Source organism: Pseudoflavonifractor sp. HCP28S3_F10 (genome assembly GCF_052065415.1).
GTDB lineage: Bacteria > Bacillota > Clostridia > Oscillospirales > Oscillospiraceae > Pseudoflavonifractor_A.
This window is the reverse complement of sequence record NZ_JBQHUB010000008.1, coordinates 37,896-58,951: the sequence shown is the minus strand read 5'-3', so window position 1 is coordinate 58,951 and position 21,056 is coordinate 37,896. Positions and strand designations below refer to the sequence as shown.

Below are 21,056 nucleotides of genomic sequence, written 5' to 3'. Positions count from 1 at the left end.
GGCTGCTGCTCCGGTCCTCTTGCAATCTCTGGAGGGGAAACTCGTTGCAGGATCCATAAAAACGTGCTATAATTTTTGCGAATAGCTGAAGAATGTATTTTTTCATACGCATATGGGAGAAAAATGCGATCTTCTGAGGATAAGAGAGCGTGATAGGACATGAAAAAGGAGAAAGTATCCGGGGCGGTGATCCGTCGCCTGCCGCGGTATTTTCGGCATCTGACTGAACTGAATCAGGCCGGTGTGGTACGGATCTCTTCCAGTGCACTGGGGAGTTCCATGGGACTGACTGCCTCCCAGATCCGGCAGGACCTGTCTTGCTTTGGAGAATTCGGACAGCAGGGCTACGGCTACAATGTAGAGAAGCTTTTGGGCGAGGTGGCCGATATCCTTGGCATGAATAAGGGGCATACTGCGGTGCTTATCGGCGTGGGCAATCTGGGCCGGGCCCTGATCGAGAACTTTAATTTTGCGTGGAGCGGATTTCAGCTCAACGCCGCGTTTGACGTGCGTCCGGAGATTGTGGGGCAGGTCATGTCTCACACTCCGGTATACCACGCCGACCAGCTGGAGGAATATTTGAAGGATCATCCCGCCAGCGTGGGTATCCTGACAGTGCCGCGGAGCATTGCGCCTGATATGGCCGACCGCCTGGTGGCGGCGGGCGTCAAGGGCATCTGGAATTTTACCAATATCGAACTGAATTTGTACAAATCGGATGTTTTTGTGGAGAACGTCCATTTTTCCGACAGCCTTCAGACCCTGAGCTATATGATTTCGGAGGAAACATGAAAAAAGTACTTGCCTTTGTGCTGATTGGAGTGGTGGCCCTGGGCTGCGGCGCCGCTTATGCCGTGGCTGGCTCACAGACAGACCCTTTGATCTCTCTGAGCTATCTGACCGGGACCTATATTCCCTCCGTGCTGGCACAGGCGGGGGACCGGGTGGACGCAGAGACACAGAAAGTCTATGATGCCTCCAAGGCGCGTCTGGACGAACAGCATCAGGTTAATCTGGCACAGGCCGGCGGGGAAGAAGGCGAGAGCTTTGCCGGCGGTCTCAACGACCGGCGCTATAAGCAGGGAGACGCCATCTCCCTGGCCACCGGCTCTGTGGCTATGCTGCTGGCCGGCCGCGTCACAGTGAGCTACGCCGGCGGCGCGGTGGTGGATCTGACGGCGGGGACAACGGTCCCGTCAGGGACGGACCTGACCGCGATGCACCGCTATTTGGCGGCGGAGAACACCACGGCGGTGGTCTCGGTCTCCTCGGAGACGGCGGTGCTCAGTCTGGAGGGAAGGACCTCTTTCTCTCCCAGCGGCGCCACCGATTATAATGAATTGGCGGGCGCATTGAAGAAGATGGGGCTTTTCGCGGGAACGGGCACCGGCTACGGCGAGGGGTATGACCTGGAAAGGATACCCACCCGGGTGGAAGGACTGATCATGTTCCTGCGCCTGATCGGGGAAGAGAAAGCAGCCCAGGCCTATACGGGCGCGTGCCCCTTTGTCGATGTGCCTGACTGGTGCGCCCGTTATGTGGCCTATGCCTACAGCAAAGGCTATGCTGCCGGTGTGGGGCCCAACGCCCAGGGCCAGCTGGCCTTCGCACCGCTGCGTTCCATCGGGGCGGGAGAGTATCTGACCTTTGTGATGCGGGCGTTGGGATACCGGGACAGCGGTGAAAACACCGACTTTACCTGGCAGACCGTGCTGCCCAGGGCCAGGGAACTGGGGATCATCACGGAAGGGGAGTACAGGGTGCTGTGCACCAGCGGCCTTGTGCGGGCCCATGTGGCCTACCTGTCCTATTTCGCGCTGGACGCCCAGAGGAAGGAAGGCGGAACGCTGCTGGAGTATTTGGGAGCGGCAGGCGCCTTGGATCTGTCCGCCGTGAATGAGGTGCGAAATCAAGTATTGGTAACCCGTATCACCTGAAAAATGAGAGAAAAGACCGGAGCGTGTCCCTTGACAGGGGCTGCGCTCCGGTTTTTGACGCCGCACCAAACAGGAACGCCGACATAGTATGGACTGTGGCCGGCCGGGGCGCCGGGACACCCCGGGGCCCGGAAGAGACCGGCCGCAAATTTCATTCAGGAGGTACTCATTATGGGATGCAATAATGGCTGGGGCGGCGGCTGCCTGTGGATCATTATCATCATCATCGTTCTCTTCTGCTGCTGCGGCAACAACAACTGGGGCGGCAACTGCGGCTGCGGCAACAACAACGGCTGCTGCGGCAACAACGGCTGCTGCTGATCTGTCATAGCGGGCGGTAACGACCGGGCGGCGGAGCCTAGCTCCGCCGCCCGGTTTTTTGATATAAACTTTCCGCCAAATCAAAGCACAAAAAAGTCCTAAGGCTTTTCATCTGTCTTAGGATTTTTTCTGAACTGTCAGGTGGCTTCAATCCGGATATTTTCATTTTTCAACCCGAACCGGGATCCAGCGAAGCGAATCCGGTTCGGAAGCGAGGAGCAGCAGAATGAGCGCGAGATGAGTTTTTGATGCGGAGCATAAAAAACTCGTCGCAAGCGATATGACGCTTGCGACGAGCTGGTACGGCTGAAGGGATTCGAACCCCCGACCTACTGGTTCGTAGCCAGTCACTCTATCCAGCTGAGCTACAGCCGCGTACCGCTGCCACAGTACTCTTACTGGCAGCTCAATTATAATAGCATAGAACCAGCAGGAATGCAAGTCCTTTTTTCCACAAACGACAAAAATTTCAGAAGACAGCTGGATCGCGGAAAAAAGAAGAGAGGAGTACTCCGGCTCCGTAAGATACCGCACTGCCGGCGGGCCAGGGGAGCGGCAAAGAGAATAGGCGGCGTCAGCCGTCTCCGCGGGTCAGGTTTTCCGCGTAGTCCTGAAGACTGGCGAAGGAATTGACGTTTTCAGCTCGTGTGCAGATCTGTTCCTGAACATAGTCGGGGAGCTTGTTAAAATACTGTCTGGCCTCTGTTTCATGCTGGATGAGAGCATACAGGTCAGGGTATCGCATATAAAATCACCTCGGAATAAGTATGCGCCTGCAACAGCGGCTTTATGCATAAAGGAAAGAAGTGACAAGATTAAAAAAGCACAAAAAACGGAAAAACGGCACTGACTATTCAGTCAAAACGCAAAATTTATCCATAAAAAACAGAGAAGAAGCTTTTGTAGGACTTGTCAAATACGAGAGTTTGGTATGCTGGCAGTGCGGGACGGTAAAGATTCCGCAGGTCCTCCCTCCGAACTCAATACCGTAAAATAATTGGAGGAGAACAAAGATGAAAAAGAGACTGTTGGCCCTGCTTCTTGCCATTGGAATGTCCGCCACCCTGTTTGGGTGCGGCGGCGGCTCTGCTTCCGAGAGCAAGGCCCCCGCAGCTTCCGCCCCCGCCGCCTCTGCGCCCGCTGCCACCGACAACGGCTCCGGTGAGGTGGATTACTCCGGCATGAAGATCGCGGTGCTGCTGGCCGGCCCTGCCAACGATAACGGCTGGAACGCCACCGCTTACAACGCTCTGACCAATATCTGCGCCAAGTACGGCCTGGAAGATCTGGCTTACTCTGAGAGCGTGGCCGCTTCCGATATGGAGGAGTTCCTCCGCGGCTATGCCCAGGACGGCTACAACATGATCGTCGCTCACGGCTCTCAGTTCGTGGACGCCGTTCACAAGGTGGCCCCCGACTTCCCCGACTCCAAGTTCGTGGTCTCCTTTGCCGGTGACGGCACTCAGCAGGAGCCCAATGTGGCCGGTGTTGGCCCCGTGAACTCTGGCTTCCTGGCCGGCGCTGTGGCCGCCGCCTCCTCCAAGACCGGCAAGGTCGTCATGCTGGGCGGTGAGGACACTCCCTCCATCGCCGAGCTGGTGGACGCTTTTGAGCCCGGCGCCAAGTACATCAACCCCGACATCGAGGTCGCTACCGCTTATATCGGCACCCTGACCGACGCCGACCGGGCCAAGGAAGTGGCTCTGGGCTACACCAAGCAGGGCTATGACGTTCTGTGCGCCAGCGCCAACAACGCCGGTCTGGGCGTCATCCAGGCCGCCGATGAGGCCGGTGTCTACGCCATCGGCTACAACGCCGACCAGTACAGCCAGGCTCCCGACGCCGTGGTGGTCAGCGTGCTGCGCAACTTCGAGGGCATGTTCGAGAACGTGTTCAAGGAGATCGCCGCCGGCACCTTCGAGGCCAAGATCTACTCTTACGGCCTGAAGGACAACGGTACCGTCCTCTCCGATTGGCACGGCTGGGATGAGAAGATCCCCGAGGCCAAGGCTGCCATGGATCAGCTCTTCGCCGATCTGGAGGCCGGCAAGCTGGACAAGTAAACAAGTGGATGAAAAAAGCGGAGGGCGCGCCCGCCCTCCGCTTTTGCTACCACTAAGAAGCTAGAGAGTAAGATTGGAGCGTGTACTATGCAGAAATTTGACAAGATCAAATTCCGCAACAACATGTCCACGGCGGCCCGGCAGGCGGTCATTTCCGTGTCGGCGGTCGTAGTGGCTCTGGTCATCAGCATGCTGATCATCGCCGCCATGGGCGTGGATCCCTTCAAGGCCATGAGCAAGATCATCAGCGGCGCGCTGGGTGGAAAGAACGCCATCGCTGAGACCCTGGTCAAGATGACTCCCCTGATCTTCACCGGTATCAGCTATGCCCTTGCCAGCCGCTGCGGCCTGACCAACCTGGGCATGGAGGGCCAGCTCTATATGGGCGCCCTGTTCGCCACCATCGCCGGCGTCTATATCCCCGGTCTCCCCATGGCTATCCATCTGCCCCTGACCATGTGCGCCGGCTTCCTGGGCGGCGCCATCTGGGGCTGGATCGTGGGCGTGCTGAAGGTCCGCTTCGACGCCAGTGAGCTCATCACCACTGTTATGCTCAACACCGTTGCCATCCAGCTGGTGCAGTACATGGTCAACGGCCCCATCACCGAGCCTCCCGGAAACGACGCCCAGAGCTCGCCGCTGCTGGAGAGCGCCAGCCTACCGGTGATCCTGAAAGGGACCCGGGCCCATCTGGGCATCATCATCGCGCTGGTGTTTGTCTGGCTGTTCTGGATGTTCCTCTGGTCCAGCAAGAAGGGCTATGAGATCCGGGTCTCCGGACAAAACCCTGACGCTGCCATCTACTCCGGCATCAATACCAAGAAAAATATCGTCCTGGTCATGCTGCTGGCCGGCGGCGTTGCCGGTCTGGCCGGCGCCACCGAGGTCATGGGCGTGCAGGGACGTCTGTTCCCCACAGTCTCTCCCGGATACGGCTTCGACGGTATGGCCGTCGCCCTCATCGGCGCCAATACGCCGCTGGGCATCGTGGCCGGCGCCTTCCTGTTCGGCATCCTGCGCGCAGGCGGCAACTCCATGCAGCGGGCCACCGGCGTCCCCGTGGCCATTATCAAGGTTATCCAGGCCATCGTTATCATCATGGTGGTGGCTACCGCGATCCTGCGCGAGACCAGCTTCAAGCGCAAGAAGCGTAACGCCAAGACGGCCAAAGCGGCGTAAGGAGGAGAGCGTATGGACTTTATCAGTATCGTAGGCGGCCTTCTGGCCTCCGATATCCGTATGGCGACCCCGATCCTTCTGGGCGCTCTGGGCCTGCTGATCATGAACCGGGCGGGCCTTATCAACATCGGCTGCGAGGGCATCATGCTCATCGCCACCTTCGTGGCCATCGCCGCTACCTATTATATGCACAACGTGTGGCTGGGTATGCTCTGTGCCATGCTGGTGGGCGCCCTGTTGGGCCTGCTTTTCGCCTTCCTCACGGTCAGCCTCCGGGCCAACCAGGTGGTGGTGGGCGTGGCGTTCAACACTTTGGGCGCCGGCGTGAGCACCGTGCTCTACCGCATGATCTTCGGCATGGACTTCGTGTCCGTTAAGGAGTATGCCTTCCAGCGCATCTCCATTCCCGTCCTGAAGGGCATCCCCCTCATCGGCGAGGCCCTGTTCGACCAGATGCCCGTGGTGTACATCGCGTTCCTGCTGGTGCCCGTGGTGTCCTACTTCCTGTTCCGCACCCCCACCGGCCTGAATCTGCGCTCGGTGGGTGAGAACCCCAAGGCCGCCGACACGCTGGGCATCGACGTGTACCGGATGCGGTATGCCGCCACTATCGTGGGCTGCATGCTCATGGCCATGGGCGGCGCATTCCTGTCCACCGGCCTGCTCAACTCCTTCCAGGAGGACATGACGGCCAACCGCGGCTTTATCGCCCTGGCCGCCGTCATCTTCGGCCGCTATAAGCCCACCGGCGTCATGCTGGCCACCCTGCTCTTCGCCTTTGGTCTGGCCGTGGCCAACCTGCTGCCCTCCATCAATTCTCCCATCCCCTACAACTTCGTGACCATGATCCCCTATATCCTGACCATCGTGGTCCTGGCTGGCTTTGCCGGTAAGACTGTGGCCCCCGCCGCGGCTGGCAAGCCCTATAAGAAAGGCTGAGGAGGTGCGTACATATGTCTGAAATGATCCTGGAAATGAAGCATATCACCAAGCGCTTCCCCGGCGTGCTGGCCAACGACGACGTGAACCTCAGTGTGGCCAAGGGCGAGGTCCATACCCTGCTGGGCGAGAACGGCGCGGGCAAGTCCACCCTGATGAACGTGCTCTGCGGATTGTACCACCCCACCTCCGGCGAGATCTGGCTGGAAGGGCAGAAAGTCAAATTCAGCTCCGCCAAGGACGCTATGAACCGGGGCATCGGCATGGTGCACCAGCACTTCATGCTCATCCCCACCCTCAGCGTGGTGGAGAACTGCCTCATCGGCGCCAAGTCCAAGAGCCTGCTCAAGCTGGACCTGGAGGGCGCTGCCAGGGAGATCAAGGCCCTGGCCGACGAGTACAACATGGGCGTGGACCCCATGGCCAAGGTGGAGACTCTGCCTGTGGGCGCCCGCCAGCGGGCTGAGATCATCAAGGCCCTGTACCGGGGCGCCAAAATCCTGATCCTGGACGAGCCCACCGCCGTGCTCACTCCCCAGGAGACGGAGGAGCTCTTCAACATGGTGCGCAAGCTGACCAAGAGCGGCTACACTGTCATTTTCATCAGCCACAAGCTCAACGAGGTGCAGGAGATCAGCGACCGTATCACCGTCCTGCGGCAAGGCAAGAGCATCACCACCGTGAACAACGACGGCATCTCGGTCAACGAGCTGGCCCGCCTGATGGTGGGCCGTGAGGTGGATATGACGGTTACCCGCAAGGAGACCGACCAGTCCAAAGCCATGCTCACCGTCTCCCATCTGACTCTGGGCCAGAAGGACGGCAACCGCCTGCTCAACGATGTGTGCTTTGAGGTCCACAAGGGCGAGATCTTCGGCATCGCCGGCGTGGACGGCAACGGCCAGGGCGAGCTGGTGGAGTGCCTCACCGGCCTGAAGAAAGCCACCTCGGGTACTGCCATCTATAAGGACCTGGACCTGGCCAAGGCCACTACCCGTGAGATCATGAAGAGCGGCGTCTCCCACGTACCTCAGGACCGCCAGAAAAGCGGCCTGATCCTCTCCATGAATCTGGCTGAGAACATGATCCTGCAGGATTATTATCAGCCTGAGTTCGGCAAGGGCCCCCTGCTGGACTGGAAGTATATCAACGACTTTACTGACCGCCTGATCCGGGACTTCCAGGTCAAGGCGCCCAGCCGCTTTGAGCTGGCCCAGAACCTGTCCGGCGGCAACCAGCAGAAGGTCATCATCGCCCGGGAGGTGAGCCGGGAGCCCGGCCTCCTCATCGCCATGCACCCCACCCGCGGCGTGGACGTAGGCGCCATCGAGTACATCCACAAGCGCATCGTCCATGAGAGGGACGAGGGCCGTGCGGTCCTGCTGGTCTCCACCGAGCTGGAGGAGGTCATGAAGCTCTCCGACCGGGTGGCCGTCATGTACGAAGGCGAGATCATGGGCATCGTCAAGCCCGGTGAAGTCACCGTGGAAGAGATGGGCCTGATGATGGGCGGAAAGCGGCTGGAAGAGATCCGCGTGAAGGCGTAATAACTCAATATACTGTGGAGCCTCTCCTTTCTGGGAAGCCGGAAAGGAGAGGCTCTTTATCCAGATATATCATTCTCTTTGTAATAAAGGGGCGGACACACATGTGCTCCGCCCCTTTACTTAATCCGGTAGCTGCAAAGTCGCGTCAGCAACCCTTTCGGACAACTGTCTCTTATTCTTCGATGATGGCCCGATGTCCCTCTTCGGGGATCTTTTCCAGCATTTCCAGAGCCCGGAGGACATGGGCCTCCCGGTATGCTTTCTCACTGGGAAGGGGCAAGGAGGGATCTCCGAACACATGCAGGACGCTGTTGCCCCGCAGGATACGGTTGGCGCCAATGCCCTCGGCGATCTTTGTCAGATTGGTCACCTGGATGACCGGGATACCAGCACGCTGGATTTCTTTGGTAATCATGGACCCGCCACGACTGCTGGTCCCTCACGTAGAGGTCTCAATAGCGGCGTCACAGAGGTCATCCTTGAGGGCCTGAGCGATCCCTTCGCCAAACTCCTTGCATTTTTCCATGGGTGTCATGACGCCTGCGGTGGAGTAGAAACAGTCGTTGAGACTGCCGATAACGCCTTCCTTTACCAAGTGGCGCAGGGCATCTACCGGTACCAGGCGATTAGGATCCTGGAGAACAAAGGCATTGTTATAGCCCTGGTGGCTGACCTCCCAATCAGCAGGGTCCAGCGTCTCCATTCCCTCGATGGAGTATCTGCGGAAGAACTTGGAATTTGTGGGGACCTGATGATCAGGATTTCCCTTGGGCACCAGGCCGCCGTCGGTCACAAGACCGATCCTGCACTCGGAGAGAGGCTTGGTAAGCACGGGAATGGGGATCTCCTCATGATTGGGCATCATGACCTCAGTATGGAAAGCCTGCTTGTGGAACTTGGACAGCAGCAAGATTTATGGCAAACGGATCGCCGCGTCAATCGGCGCGAATGGGGTGGACGAGGATATATCGCAAAAATATGTTTGACAAAGCGTTGCGTCTGCTTGATTCGGTCCCCGCCGATAACGCCAGCTTGGTGGTCCGGGGATAAAAAGTAAAACCAGTAGTTTCCGACCGGAAACTGCTGGTTTCTTTAAGTGCGGCGTCAATTCGGAACGAAGTGGAGAATTGTCATAGGCGGAATTCACTTCCGCCGTTAAATGGTGAGATGGTGCTTCGGCCCGCTCCACCGGGCCGAAGCCCAATAAAAATACCACGACATATGTCGTGGTATTTTTATTGTCAGGTGGCTTTAATCTGGATATTTTTGCTTCTTAACCCGAATTGAAGCCCAGCGCAGCGGGTCGCGGCCGAAAGCGAAGAAAAAGCACGTCCGGCGTATGAAAAGGCCCTGAGGCCTTTTCGTCGCCTCAGGGCTTTTTCTGAGCTGGTACGGCTGAAGGGATTCGAACCCCCGACCTACTGGTTCGTAGCCAGTCACTCTATCCAGCTGAGCTACAGCCGCGTACCGAACAAATGATATTATATAATAGAGGAAGCTAAAAGTCAAGGAAAAAATGGAATAATAAAAAAGCGCACCGAATCGGGTGCACGTCACAAGTAGTCTGTACCTCCGGCAGGGAACTGACATCCCTGCCGGAGGACAGGACCAATAAAGAGAGGGAAGAGAGAGGAGGAGTTACAATTGATCTTCTGGTTCCTGACAATGATAGGATATCAGCTTTTTCGGCAAAAAGGATGTACAGATTTCGAACTTGATATGAATTTTCTGTAAACGAAAGTTCAAATCAGGGTAACAAAGTCGGAGCTGGCCCAGCCTACCACACTGCCAAAACGTACCACATACCATCCCTGCCACTGATTCAGGACGGTCAGGGGAGCGCCGTCGTAAGCCCGGGCAATGACGGCGGAGGAGGTATCCGGCCGGTCCCGGATATTGAGATATCCCCAGCTCACATCCACGACGGCCGAACGGGGCGGGCGGGGTTCCAGGAAGGGAAGCCCAAAAAATTCGGTGAGGGCCAGCACAATGCTGCGGGCGGCGGGTTCCAGATTGCTTTTGATCCAGGCGGCATCATCCGGATTGTCGTGGTAGCCCATCTCGATAAAAACAGAGGGCGCGCGTACCAGGCGGACTTCACCTACAGAAGTGGTAGGCTGTGCCCGGACCAGATTGGGCAGCGGGTAAATGGCCTTCAGATTGTCAGCCACCAGATTGGCTGCCTCCTGTCCCTCTGTGCTGCCGGGAAAATAGAAAACCAGGATGCCTCTGACCTGGCCATACCGGCCCTCCGGCGCGGCATTGGAGTGGAGCGCCAGATGCAGGTCATAGTTTCCGGAATTAGAGGCACGGATGGCGGCAGCGGCCGACATATCGGGTGTGTTGCGGGTGTAGCGGATGCCGTTGGCCGAGAGATAGGGTTCCATGGCGTCGGCCAGGCGGTTCATCCATTCCTCCTCGGTACCGCCGTTGACATAGAGGTTGTTTTCCTGCGTAGAAGGGGAGAGATAAATAATGGGCATAGTATAAGACCTCCTTTTGCACCATTCTATGTGAAAGGGCAAAAAGAGTGATTAAAAGGAGCGGATCGTCTGTCAGATGGTAATGTCGATGCGTTCGGGGCAGGTGTAGAGGTTGACCCGTTCTCCCCGGACGAAGCCTGCCAGTGTGACACCGTTCTCCTGGGCAATACGGATGGAACGATCGGTGGGGGCTCCTTTGGAGAGAACGACAGGGATACCGGCGCGGACAGCCTTTTCCATCATATCAGCGGAGAGCCGTCCGCTGACAGCCAATACAGAGCACTCCAGCGGGAGATCATGGAGCAAAGCGTAGCCGATCACCTTATCCACCGCGTTGTGCCGGGCCAGGTCCTCCATGGACAGAATGGGGCTTTCAGGCAAGCTGAGCGAAACGCAGTGCATCCCGCCGGTGCGCCGGAAAAGGGAGGAGGCAGTGAGATTGCGCTCCATCAGGCCGCAGAGATGAGAATACTTCAGCCGCAGCACGCCGGAGCCGGGATGACTCCGGGGAGCCGGAGCTCCTGGGGTCAGTTCTGCCCGGACATACCCCAGATCTTCTGAAAAGGAGAGGGACTTTACATCGGATGCGGCAGAGATCAGGCTGCGGCTGAAGAGTGCGCCGGTTACCAGTTCTTCCAGATGGGCGGGGGAACAGGACAGGGTGAAGGCAGCTTCACCGGCCACATCCACACGGAGAAGATGCTCGGAGACGACCTCTTCCAAAATGGGAGCGGCGGCGCCGGCATCGATCCGCAGGACCGCATGACTGCGGGAGAGAGAAAGATGAGACATAAAACTACTCCATGAAAAACGGAGCCGCGGGAGCCCCAGGACCCCCCGCGGCCGGAGATCAGAGTTTTTCTACCTTGACAGCGCAGACCTTGTATTCCGGAGCGCGGGCGATCCGGTCCAGCGCGGCGTGAGTGAGCCAGTTGCAGCTGCCCTCCAGGTAATGGAAGGGCATCCAGCACTCGCCCGGAGAGGTTTTGCCGCTGACACGGGCGCGCGTGAAGATCGTTCCCCGGCGGGAGGAGACGGATACCATTTCACCGTCCGCTGCGCCCAGGCGGGCCGCGTCCCGGTCGTTGAGCTCGATAAAGGATTCGCCGCCGGCCTCCACCAGACCGGGAGTCTTGTCAGTCATGGCACAGGCGTTATAGTGGTAAAGAATGCGGCCGGTCATCATCAGAAGGGGATACTCTTCATCGGGCAGCTCCACAGAGGGGATATACCGGGCAGGGTAGAACCAGCCCTTTCCGCGGCTGAACCGGCCCACATGGAGAATGGGAGTGCCGGGGTGGTCCCCGGCAGGGCAGGGCCACTGAAGACCCTGTCCGTTTACAGCAGGGCCGTCCAGACGCCGGTGACTGACGCCTGCGTAAATGGGTGCCAGTGAGGCGATCTCGTCCATGATCTGGGCAGGGGTGAGGCAGGGCTGAGAGTAGCCCATACGGTTCATCAGATCCATGAAGATCTCGGCATCCGGACGGGCGGCGCCGGGAATGGTGACGGCCTTGCGGACACGCTGGATCCGGCGCTCACTGTTGGTAAAGGTTCCCTCTTTTTCCGCATAGCTGACGCCGGGGAGCACCACATCGGCCAGTTTGGCGGTCTCGGTCATAAAGAGCTCCTGGACCACCAGAAAATCAAGAGAGCGAAGGGCTTTGAGCACATGGCCGGTATCGGGATCGGTACGGACCGGATCCTCTCCGAAGATAAAGAGGCCGCGAAGCCTGCCCTCCAGCATGGCGGGGAAGCAGTCGGTGGCGAACATGCCGGGTTTGGGGTTGAGGGACACACCCCAGGCCTGCTCAAATTTGGCCCGCACGGCAGGATCGGAGACCTTCTGATAGCCGGGAAGATCGGTGGGGGAGGCGCCCATGTCGCAGGCGCCCTGCACATTGTTCTGACCGCGGATGGGATTGACGCCGCAGCCCTCCCGGCCCAGCTTGCCCACCAGCATGGCCAGGTTGGACAGGGACATGACGCCCTCGGTACCGGTGGAGTGTTCCGTGACGCCCAGACAGTAACAGATGGGGGCGCGCTCCGCCGTGGCGTACAACCGGGCAGCGGCCCGGAGGTCATCGGCGTCGATATGACAGATCTCAGCCACCCGTTCGGGGGTATAATCCTTGACGGCCTCGCGGAGGGCTTCAAAGTTCTCCGTGCGCTCGGCGATGAAGTCCTTGTCCTCCAGACCTTCGGACAGGATAATATTCATCATGCCATTGGCAAAGGCCACGTTGGTGCCGGGCCTGAGCTTGAGATGGATGGCGGCCTGCCTGGACAGGCCGATGTCGCGGGGGTCTACGACGATCAGCCGGGCGCCGCGCTGGACCGCCTGGCGGATCTGCATGCCGAAAACGGGGTGTGCCTCCTCAGGATTGGAACCGACGAGCATGATCACGTCGGAGCACTGGCTCACATCGGCGAAGGTATTGGTCATCGCACCGGAGCCCAAAGTGGTTGCCAGACCGGCAACTGTGGGAGCGTGTCACACACGTGCGCAGTTGTCGGTATTGTTGGTACCGAAACAGGTGCGCACCATTTTCTGCAGCATGTAGATGTCTTCGTTGGTGGAGCGGGAGCAGGCAAAACCGGCCAGTGCATCAGGGCCGTACTCTTTTTTGATGTCCATCATGCGGTTGGCCACCAGGTCCAGGGCCTCGTCCCAGGAGGCCTCCCGGAACTCATTGGTAGCCCGGTCCCGGATCAGGGGAGCCGTGAGGCGGCGGCCGGAGTGGACAAAATCGAAGGAACCCGAGCGGCCTTTGACGCAGAGGAGCCCTTTGTTGGAGGGGCCGTCGGCGGCCCTGGTGTCCACCACACGGCCGTCCTTTACCAGAAGGTCAAACTGACAGCCCACCGCGCAGTGGGGACAGGTGGTGCGGACGGCTTTCTCCACCTGCCAGGGGCGGTAATCCCTCTTACGCTTGGAAGTAAGGGCGCCGGTGGGGCAGGCGGCCACGCAGTTGCCGCAGGACTCGCAGGAGCTCTCGCTCCAGGGCATGCCGAAGGGTGGACTGATGACGGATTCAAAGCCCCGCTCCATAGTGTCGATGGCGCCGCAGCCGGTGAGCTTGTGGCAGACATTTACGCAGCGGTGGCACAGGATACACAGGTTGGGATCGTAGGTAAAGAAGGGATTGGAGTCATCCACCGGCAGATCGGACATCTCACCGGGACAGGAGGTCTCCCTCACGCCGTACTCGTAGCACAGGTCCTGCAGCTTGCAGTCACCGTTGGAGGGACAGGAGAAGCAGTTGGTGGGGTGATTGGAGAGCAGCATATCCAGAATGCCGCGGCGGGCCTTAACTACAGCTTCGCTTCGGGTCTGGATATGGTCGCCCTCAGAGCAATGGGCGGAGCAGGCGGTATCCATTTTGCTGCGGCCCCGGTTTTCGATCTCCACCGTACAGATGCGGCAGGAGCCGTCGGGCATCAGGCCCTTGAGATAGCACAGGGTGGGGATCTTCACACCGATCTGCTCGGCGGCCTCCAGGATGGTGGTGCCCTGTTCCACCTCGATGGGGATACCATCGATGGTAACATGGATCAAATTCATGACAGTGGTTATCCTCCTTTATTCCACGGAAATGGCGTCCACGGGACAGCCCGCCTGGCATGCGCCGCACTTGATGCACTTGGCGGCGTTAATGGTGTGGGGCTGCCTGGCCGCGCCGGAAATGGCCCCCACGGGGCAGTTCCGGGCGCACTTGGTGCAGCCGATACACTTGTGGGGGTCCACCTGATAGATCCGCAGGGCCTCGCAGACATGGGCGGCGCATTTTTTCTCTGTAATATGCTCCTCGTACTCCTTGTGGAACCGCTTGAGGGTGCTGATGACGGGAAGGGGAGCGCTCTTGCCCAGACCGCACAGAGAGTTCTGGCGGACGAACTGGGCGATCTCCTCCAGCTTGTCCAGGTCCTCCATGGTACCCTTGCCGGCCACGATGCGCTCCAGAATCTCCAGCATCCGCTTGGTGCCGATGCGGCAGGGGGAGCACTTGCCGCAGCTCTCCCGCTGGGTAAAGCTCATAAAGAAGCGGGCCACCTCCACCATACAGGTGTGCTCGTCCATGACCACCAGGCCGCCGGAGCCCACGATGGCGTCGTATTTTTTGACTGAATCGAAGTCCAGGCCGACGTCCAGGTGCTCCTGGGTAAGACAGCCGCCGGAGGGACCGCCGATCTGGACGGCCTTGAAGGTTCCGCCGCTCTTGATGCCGCCGCCGATGTCATAGATGATCTCCCGCAGGGTGGTGCCCATGGGGACCTCGATCAGGCCGGTGTTGGCGATCGCGCCGGTGATGGAGAAGGTCTTGGTGCCGGGGCTGTTGTCCGAGCCGATGGTGCGGAACCAGTCCGCGCCCCGCAGGACGATATTGGGCACGTTGGCATAGGTCTCCACGTTGTTGAGAACAGTGGGCTGGCCCCAAAGGCCCTGATCCACGGTGCGGGGCGGCTTGGTGCGGGGCATACCGCGGCAGCCCTCGATGGAGGCGGTGAGGGCGCTGCCCTCGCCGCAGACAAAGGCGCCGGCGCCCCGGTTGACATGGAGGTGGAAGCGGACGCCGCTGCCCATGATGTCGTCGCCCAGCAGGCCGGCCTCCTCGGCCTGGCTGATGGCGTACTGGAGTCGGGCTACCGAGTTGGGGTACTCGGCGCGGACGTAGATGTAGCCCTCGGTGGCGCCTACTGCGTAGCCGGCAATGGTGAGGCCCTCGATGAGCTTGTAGGGATCGCCCTCCATCACCGAGCCGTCCATAAAGGCGCCGGGGTCGCCCTCGTCGCCGTTGCAGACCACATATTTGACGGGCGCGTCCTTGTGGGCGGCCACCTGCTTCCACTTCCGTCCGGTGGGAAAGCCGCCGCCTCCGCGGCCCCGGAGGCCGGAACGGTCCACCTCATCGATTACCTGCTGAGGGGTCATTTCGAAGAGTGCTTTGGACAGGGCGTCATAGCCTCCCACGGCGATATATTCGTCCAGGGAGACCGCATCGATGCTGCCGCAGTGCTCCAGTACCAGCCGGGTCTGGCCGGCCATGAAGGGAATGTCCTCCGGCTTCTGGCAGGACTTGCTGTTCCGATCTTTGTAAAACAGCCGCTCCACGGGCTCGCCCTTGAGAACGGTTTTTTCAAAAATCTCGCGGCAGTCCTCGGGCTGGACTCTGATGTACTGGTAATGATAAGGCTCGATCCGGACCAGGGGGCCCAATTCACAGATGCCCTGGCAGCCGGTATTGGCGATGCCGATATGAGGCACGTGGCCATTGGATTCTACTGAAACATTGGAAAGGCCGGCGCACAGCTCCCGCATAGTCTCATAAATGACCTGAGAACCGGAAGCGAGGCATCCGGTGCCGGAGCAGACCAGGATACGGCAGTGGCAGGCGCTCAGAGCGGCCTGGGCAGCCTCACGGCGGGTCAGGAGGGTTTCTCTGCTTTCAATATTCATCGCGCGGCACCTCTCAATTCCTGCAGCAGTGCGACCGCTTTTTCCGGCGTCATCTTGGGATGCACCTCATCGTTGACGGTCAGGGTGGGAGCCAGCCCACAGGCGCCCAGACAGGATACGGTCTCTATGGTAAAGAGCATATCGTCGGTGGTATGCTGATTGGGGCTCAGGCCCAATTCCTTCTGTATGGCAGCCAGAATGGGGGCGGAATGCCGGACGTGGCAGGCGGTGCCGTCGCATACCTTAATCACATATTTCCCTTTGGGCTCAAAAGAAAAATTTTTATAAAAAGTGGCGATACTGTATGCCTTGGATTCTTTGATCCCCAGTTTATCTGCCGCATAAGTGAGAAGTTCCCGCGGAATGTAGCGGTATTCCTCCTGGATATCCTCCAGAACGGGAATAATGGCGCTGGGCTTTTTACCATATCGGGCGATGAATTCATCTGCCCTGGCAAAATAGGACGGATCTAACATGAATGCTCCTCCTTGCTTGCTGATTTGCACTGGTCGAATGTTCTGTGGATCGGGCAATGCAGCCGGCGTCTGTTTTGTACGTCAGACGGAAATAGAATTATTATGTCTAATAGGATACACCATTTAGCTTCGGTTGGCAATAAAAATTGTCCTGATAAGTTTAAAATTATAAGTCTATATTACAAACGATTTATATCAAAGAAGAAACGTGAGATTATAAAAAGAAAATGTACGGGCTCAAATTATATTTGAGCCCGTACATTTCGATTTGATCTGTATTCAGCAAAGCAGAGAGGAAGTAGATCAGTTGAGACGGCTATCCAGCTCGTCCAGCTCATCAGCCAGCTTCTTGGGCAGCTTGTCGCCGAATTTGCCGTAGAACTCGCGGATAGCGGCGGCTTCCTGCTTCCACAGGTCCACATCCACGCCCAGCATGGCCTTCAGGTCGTCCACGGTGATATTCAGGCCGTCAATATTGATGTCCTCGGGACGGGGCTGATAGCCGATAGCGGTCTCCACAGCGTCCACCTCGTCGAAGGCGCGCTTCATGATCCACTCCAGAACACGCAGGTTGTCGCCGAAGCCGGGCCACACAAAGTTGCCCTGGTCATCGGTGCGGAACCAGTTGACGTTGAAGATCTTGGGAGCCTTGTCGCCCAGCTTCTGGCCCATGTCCAGCCAGTGCTGCCAGTAGTCGGCCATGTGGTAGCCGCAGAAGGGGAGCATGGCCATGGGATCGCGGCGGACCACGCCCACAGCGCCGGCGGCGGCGGCAGTGGTCTCGGAGGCCATGGTGGAGCCTACGAACACGCCATGGTCCCAATCGCGGGACTGATAGACCAGGGGAGCGGTCTTGGCGCGGCGGCCGCCGAAGATGATGGCGGAGATGGGCACGCCCTGGGGATTTTCAAACTCGCTGGACAGGCAGGGGCAGTTGCGGGCGGGAGCGGTGAAGCGGCTGTTGGGGTGAGCGGGCTTCTTCTCGTCGCCGCGGTGCCACTCCAGACCGTTCCAGTCGATCAGGGACTCGGGGATGGCGTCGCCCTTGGTCAGGCCGTCCCACCACACGGTGCCGTCAGCGGGATTATAGGCCACGTTGGTGAAGATGGTGTCCTTCTTGGTGGACTCCAGAGCGTTGAAGTTGGACTTGGCATTGGTGCCGGGGGCCACGCCGAAGAAGCCATACTCGGGGTTCACGGCATACAGGCGACCGTCCGCGCCCACGCGGAGCCAAGCGATATCGTCGCCCACACACCAGACCTTCCAGCCGGCCTTGCGGTAGCCCTCGGGAGGAATGAGCATGGCCAGGTTGGTCTTGCCGCAGGCAGAGGGGAAAGCGGCAGACAGGTAGCGGACCTCGCCCTTGGGATTCTCGATGCCCAGGATCAGCATATGCTCGGCCATCCAGCCCTCGTCACGGCCGAGGTTGGAGGCAATGCGCAGGGCGAAGCACTTCTTGCCCTGAAGCACGTTTCCGCCATAATTGGAGTTGAGGGACACAATGGTGTTGTCCTGGGGGAAATGAACGATGTACTTGCCGTCCTTGTCCAGGTTGAGCTGGCAGTGCAGGCCCTTGATGAAGCCCTCGTCATCACCCAGAGCATCGCAGACGGCCTCGCCGATCCGGGTCATGATGTTCATGTTCAGGACCACATAGATGGAATCGGTAAGCTCAAAGCCGTATTTGGCAAAGGGAGAGCCGATGGGGCCCATGGAGTAGGGGATGATGTAGCAGGTGCGGCCCTTATAGGCGCCGGAAGCCATCTCGTTGATCTTGGCGTACATCTCGGCGGGCGCCATCCAGTGGTTGGTGGGGCCGGCGTCCTCTTCCTTCTCACAGCAGATGAAGGTGCGGTCCTCAACACGGGCCACGTCGTTGGGATCGGTGCGGTGCAGGTAGCAGCCGGGCAGCTTTTCCTGGTTGAGCTCGGTCAGGATGCCCTCCTGAACGGCCTGCTCCCGCAGCTGGGCCAGCTGGCTCTCGCTTCCGTCGATCCAGACGATCTGGTCAGGACAGGTCAGAGCGACCATCTTGTTGATCCACTCCAGAGCCGCCTTGTTATTTGTAAGTTCCAAAGCAATTACCTCCCTGTATCACGATTGGCTTCATTTTACAAGAAACAGCGCCGAAAAGCAAGTAGATTTTCTGTTTCTTGCAAAAAAGAGAAGGGGAAAAGAGGAAAAACCGGGAAATAGGCGAAAATACAAATTATTTTGGGGCCGTTACCGTCATTTGAGACAAAGAGAAAAAGACGAAGCCGTAAGCACCGGCTTAATGCTGCTTCAGCGGGAAGAAGTACTCAAAAAGTGCCTGCAGAATAGAGATAAGCTGCCAGCGCGGCGAATTCCGGGATGCCCAACCGCTCTCCGCGGACCGTTTCCGGCAGCCCGCAGGCGGCAAGAGCGGAGCGTACCATATTTTTGTCATAGCCTGAGCTGCTGAGACTGTTGATCAGGGTCTTGCGCCGCTGTGCAAAGGCGGCCCGGACCACCCGGAAGAAGGTCTGGTCATCCACCAGTGTCTGAGGAGGAGAAGAGCGGGGAATCAGGCGGATCACTGAGGAGGTCACCTTGGGCGCGGGGAGGAAGCACTCGGGGGGCACGTCGAACAGAAGTTCAGGTTCCGCATAGTACTGGCAGAACACAGAAAACGCTCCATAATCCGGAGAACCGGGAGCGGCGCAGATGCGCCGGGCCACCTCCCGCTGGATCATGACGGTAATAGCGGAAAACACATGGGCCTCCAGAAAGGCGGTGATCACCGGAGTAGTAATGTTGTAGGGCAGATTGGCGCACACCATGGGGGTGAGGCCGGGCAGTTTTTCCGCCGCCAGGGCCGCCAGGTCCAGCTTCATCACGTCGCCGGGCACTACCTCCACATTGGGGTGCTCTGCCAGGGTCTCGGCCAGGACGGGGAGCAGGGTACGGTCCAGCTCCACGGCCACCACTTTTTTGGCCCGGCCGGCCAGCTGTACCGTCAGCGGGCCGATGCCGGGGCCCACCTCGATGACGCCGCAGGTCTCATCGGCACCCGACGCCTCGGCAATGTTCCGGGGCACCCAGCTCTCGATGAGGAAATTCTGCCCCATGGATTTGGAAAAATGAAAACCGTGCCGGCCCAGCAGGGCCTTGATATCCCGGATATTGCAGAGATCCATGTCTTTGACCGCCTTTTCGGTGTAATAAATATCAGTATACCATTTCCTGTGCCGTTTGTCATCCCGGGATGGGGAAAAGTCTGCTGTCCCGAAAAAGCTCCGCCCCCACATCATGTGATATGGGGGCGGGCGTCGGTTCAGAACTGCTCAGCGAGGGAGAAAAAGGGCTCCGTATCTCTGGTCGGAGGGAGACTCAGCCCTTCCGCCAGCGCAGCAGCATGGGGAAGAACTGGCGCATCTGGGTTTTTGCCTGCTCGGCGGTCATCTCCGGGTGGCCCTGGACCATGAAGGGTGTGCAGAAGTCAATCATCTCCTCCATGGTCATGTCGCCGGTGAAGGCGCCGTTCTGATAGCAGTACTTGCAGTAGTGGGGGCTGGCGGAGCCATCCTGCTCGGTGCCGTGGAGGTTGGGGTCGGTAATGGGCATGCCGCAGGACTGACAGAAGTCGTTGGGATCGAATGACATGAGAGATTCCTCCTTTTGATTGGATAAGCTCATGATACCATGACAAACCTGACAACTGCTGTCAAGGCCGGAACAGCCCCGCCAGATCTCCCGGGCCAGCAGTCCCAGCCGGGCCTTGAGCGCGGCAGGGGAGAGGACCTCCACCGCCGCGCCGAAGGAGAGCAGATAGCCGTAGAGCCACTGGTCCTCAGGAAAGGTGACGCGCACGAGGAAAGAGCCGTCCTCCTCCGCCGTGATGCAGCTCTCATCAAATTCGTCGTACACCCGGTAGGCCATCCAGGGCGCAAAGCGCAGCGTCACGGAGACCAGAAAAGGGGGCGGGGAGCCGCCCGCCTCGATGGGCGGCGGTTCCGGCATCTGGCGGGACTGCTCCTCCAAAACGGTGAGGCGCAGCATACGGCTGATCTTGAAGGTGCGGTAGTCCTGCCGCTCCAGGCAGAAGGCCTGGAGATACCAGGCCTGCCCCTTGAAGCAGAGACGGGCGGGCAGGGCAAGACGCTGTGTGGTCTGCCCGGCGGAGCTGACGTAGGTGAAGGAAATGACCCGGCGTTCCAGGATGGCGGTACGCAGCTGCCGGAACTTTTCGTGGTCGGGGCCGGACTGCCCCCAGTGGGACAGGTCCACCTGAAGCCAGTCCGGAGGCCGCCGGCGGAAAAGGGCGGAGAGCTTGGACAGGGTGTGCTCCGATTCCGCACGGACCGATTCGGGCAGGCTCTGAAGGGCAGTCATGATCTGAGTCTGTTCCTGTTCGCTGAAGGAGGAGCGCTCCAGAATACAATTATCCAGCAGGGATATCCCGCCGCCGTGGCCGGGGACGGCATATACGGGCACGCCGGCGGCTGAGAGCGCGTCAATGTCCCGGTAGATGGTGCGGACAGATACCTCGAACCGGGCGGCCAGCTCAGGTGCGGTGGCCTGCCCATGGTCCAGCAGGTAATAGAAAATGCCAAAGAGACGGCTGGCAGACATCCCGGCACCTCCCGAAATTTTGTTCGATTCCAGTATAGCACAGGCGAGGGGCCGCTGTAA

General features: G+C 59.2%; 18 protein-coding genes and 2 tRNA genes. 7 read left to right on the top strand and 13 right to left on the bottom strand.

Going from position 1 to position 21,056, the window contains the following annotated elements; genetic code table 11:
• Positions 1-159: 159 nt before the first annotated feature.
• The 3 genes from ACTNBZ_RS05560 to ACTNBZ_RS05550 all read left to right on the top strand — a co-directional run bounded on the left by ACTNBZ_RS05560 (position 160) and on the right by ACTNBZ_RS05550 (position 2,258).
• Positions 160-792, top strand: coding sequence for a redox-sensing transcriptional repressor Rex (locus ACTNBZ_RS05560; RefSeq protein ID WP_441208682.1), 633 nt, complete (start codon positions 160-162; stop codon positions 790-792).
• The gene (locus tag ACTNBZ_RS05555) at positions 789-1,937 is read left to right on the top strand and encodes a hypothetical protein (protein ID WP_441208681.1); all 1,149 of its coding nucleotides are present in this window, start codon (positions 789-791) and stop codon (positions 1,935-1,937) included. The genes ACTNBZ_RS05560 and ACTNBZ_RS05555 overlap by 4 nt, the downstream gene beginning before the upstream one ends.
• 171 nt (positions 1,938-2,108) lie before the next feature.
• A complete protein-coding gene (locus tag ACTNBZ_RS05550; protein WP_441208680.1) occupies positions 2,109-2,258 on the top strand; it encodes a hypothetical protein in 150 nt (49 codons plus the stop codon).
• A gap of 298 nt (positions 2,259-2,556) precedes the next feature.
• Here the strand turns inward: ACTNBZ_RS05550 and ACTNBZ_RS05545 are convergent.
• Positions 2,557-2,633, bottom strand: a tRNA-Arg gene (locus ACTNBZ_RS05545).
• A gap of 199 nt (positions 2,634-2,832) precedes the next feature.
• Positions 2,833-3,003, bottom strand: a complete 171-nt coding sequence (locus ACTNBZ_RS05540) for a hypothetical protein (protein WP_441208679.1) — start codon at positions 3,001-3,003, stop codon at positions 2,833-2,835.
• A 268-nt stretch (positions 3,004-3,271) separates the two neighbouring features.
• Here ACTNBZ_RS05540 and ACTNBZ_RS05535 point away from each other — a divergent pair, with 268 nt between their 5' ends.
• The 4 genes from ACTNBZ_RS05535 (at position 3,272) to ACTNBZ_RS05520 (ending at position 7,986) form a co-directional block, all read left to right on the top strand.
• Entirely contained in the window at positions 3,272-4,321 is a 1,050-nt protein-coding gene (locus ACTNBZ_RS05535; RefSeq protein ID WP_441208678.1) for a BMP family protein, read from the top strand.
• An 87-nt stretch (positions 4,322-4,408) separates the two neighbouring features.
• Entirely contained in the window at positions 4,409-5,500 is a 1,092-nt protein-coding gene (locus ACTNBZ_RS05530; RefSeq protein ID WP_441208677.1) for an ABC transporter permease, read from the top strand.
• Between the two features lie 12 nt (positions 5,501-5,512).
• Complete coding sequence (locus tag ACTNBZ_RS05525) at positions 5,513-6,439, top strand: ABC transporter permease (protein ID WP_441208676.1); 927 nt, start codon at positions 5,513-5,515, stop codon at positions 6,437-6,439.
• Between the two features lie 14 nt (positions 6,440-6,453).
• The gene (locus ACTNBZ_RS05520; protein ID WP_441208675.1) at positions 6,454-7,986 is read left to right on the top strand and encodes an ABC transporter ATP-binding protein; all 1,533 of its coding nucleotides are present in this window, start codon (positions 6,454-6,456) and stop codon (positions 7,984-7,986) included.
• Between the two features lie 172 nt (positions 7,987-8,158).
• On the opposite strand, the gene ACTNBZ_RS05515 is transcribed toward ACTNBZ_RS05520, so the two are convergent.
• From ACTNBZ_RS05515 to ACTNBZ_RS05465, 11 genes are all read right to left on the bottom strand, one after another.
• Positions 8,159-8,401: a hypothetical protein gene (locus ACTNBZ_RS05515; protein WP_441208674.1), complete on the bottom strand. Its 243-nt coding sequence runs from the start codon at positions 8,399-8,401 to the stop codon at positions 8,159-8,161.
• Positions 8,402-8,425: 24 nt separating this feature from the next.
• On the bottom strand, positions 8,426-8,896 hold the full coding sequence (locus ACTNBZ_RS05510) for a glycine/betaine/sarcosine/D-proline family reductase selenoprotein B (RefSeq protein ID WP_441208673.1): 471 nt from the start codon (positions 8,894-8,896) through the stop codon (positions 8,426-8,428).
• 477 nt (positions 8,897-9,373) lie between these two features.
• A tRNA-Arg gene (locus ACTNBZ_RS05505) sits at positions 9,374-9,450 on the bottom strand.
• A 278-nt stretch (positions 9,451-9,728) separates the two neighbouring features.
• On the bottom strand, positions 9,729-10,469 hold the full coding sequence (locus ACTNBZ_RS05500) for an N-acetylmuramoyl-L-alanine amidase (protein ID WP_441208672.1): 741 nt from the start codon (positions 10,467-10,469) through the stop codon (positions 9,729-9,731).
• A gap of 72 nt (positions 10,470-10,541) precedes the next feature.
• Positions 10,542-11,261 carry a formate dehydrogenase accessory sulfurtransferase FdhD gene (locus ACTNBZ_RS05495; protein ID WP_441208671.1) on the bottom strand — a complete coding sequence of 240 codons (720 nt, stop codon included), beginning with the start codon at positions 11,259-11,261 and terminating at the stop codon, positions 10,542-10,544.
• 58 nt (positions 11,262-11,319) lie between these two features.
• Positions 11,320-14,034 carry a formate dehydrogenase subunit alpha gene (fdhF, locus tag ACTNBZ_RS05490; RefSeq protein ID WP_441208670.1) on the bottom strand — a complete coding sequence of 905 codons (2,715 nt, stop codon included), beginning with the start codon at positions 14,032-14,034 and terminating at the stop codon, positions 11,320-11,322.
• 18 nt (positions 14,035-14,052) lie between these two features.
• Positions 14,053-15,927, bottom strand: coding sequence for an NADH-ubiquinone oxidoreductase-F iron-sulfur binding region domain-containing protein (locus ACTNBZ_RS05485; RefSeq protein WP_441208669.1), 1,875 nt, complete (start codon positions 15,925-15,927; stop codon positions 14,053-14,055).
• Positions 15,924-16,403 carry an NADH-quinone oxidoreductase subunit NuoE family protein gene (locus ACTNBZ_RS05480; RefSeq protein ID WP_441208668.1) on the bottom strand — a complete coding sequence of 160 codons (480 nt, stop codon included), beginning with the start codon at positions 16,401-16,403 and terminating at the stop codon, positions 15,924-15,926. The genes ACTNBZ_RS05485 and ACTNBZ_RS05480 overlap by 4 nt, the downstream gene beginning before the upstream one ends.
• A gap of 303 nt (positions 16,404-16,706) precedes the next feature.
• Positions 16,707-18,434 (bottom strand): phosphoenolpyruvate carboxykinase (GTP), encoded by a 1,728-nt coding sequence (locus ACTNBZ_RS05475; RefSeq protein ID WP_441208705.1) that lies wholly within the window; start codon positions 18,432-18,434, stop codon positions 16,707-16,709.
• A gap of 269 nt (positions 18,435-18,703) precedes the next feature.
• Positions 18,704-19,561, bottom strand: a complete 858-nt coding sequence (gene rsmA, locus ACTNBZ_RS05470; protein WP_441208667.1) for a 16S rRNA (adenine(1518)-N(6)/adenine(1519)-N(6))-dimethyltransferase RsmA — start codon at positions 19,559-19,561, stop codon at positions 18,704-18,706.
• A gap of 193 nt (positions 19,562-19,754) precedes the next feature.
• Positions 19,755-20,996, bottom strand: coding sequence for a WYL domain-containing protein (locus ACTNBZ_RS05465; protein WP_441208666.1), 1,242 nt, complete (start codon positions 20,994-20,996; stop codon positions 19,755-19,757).
• Between the last annotated feature and the right edge of the window lie 60 nt (positions 20,997-21,056).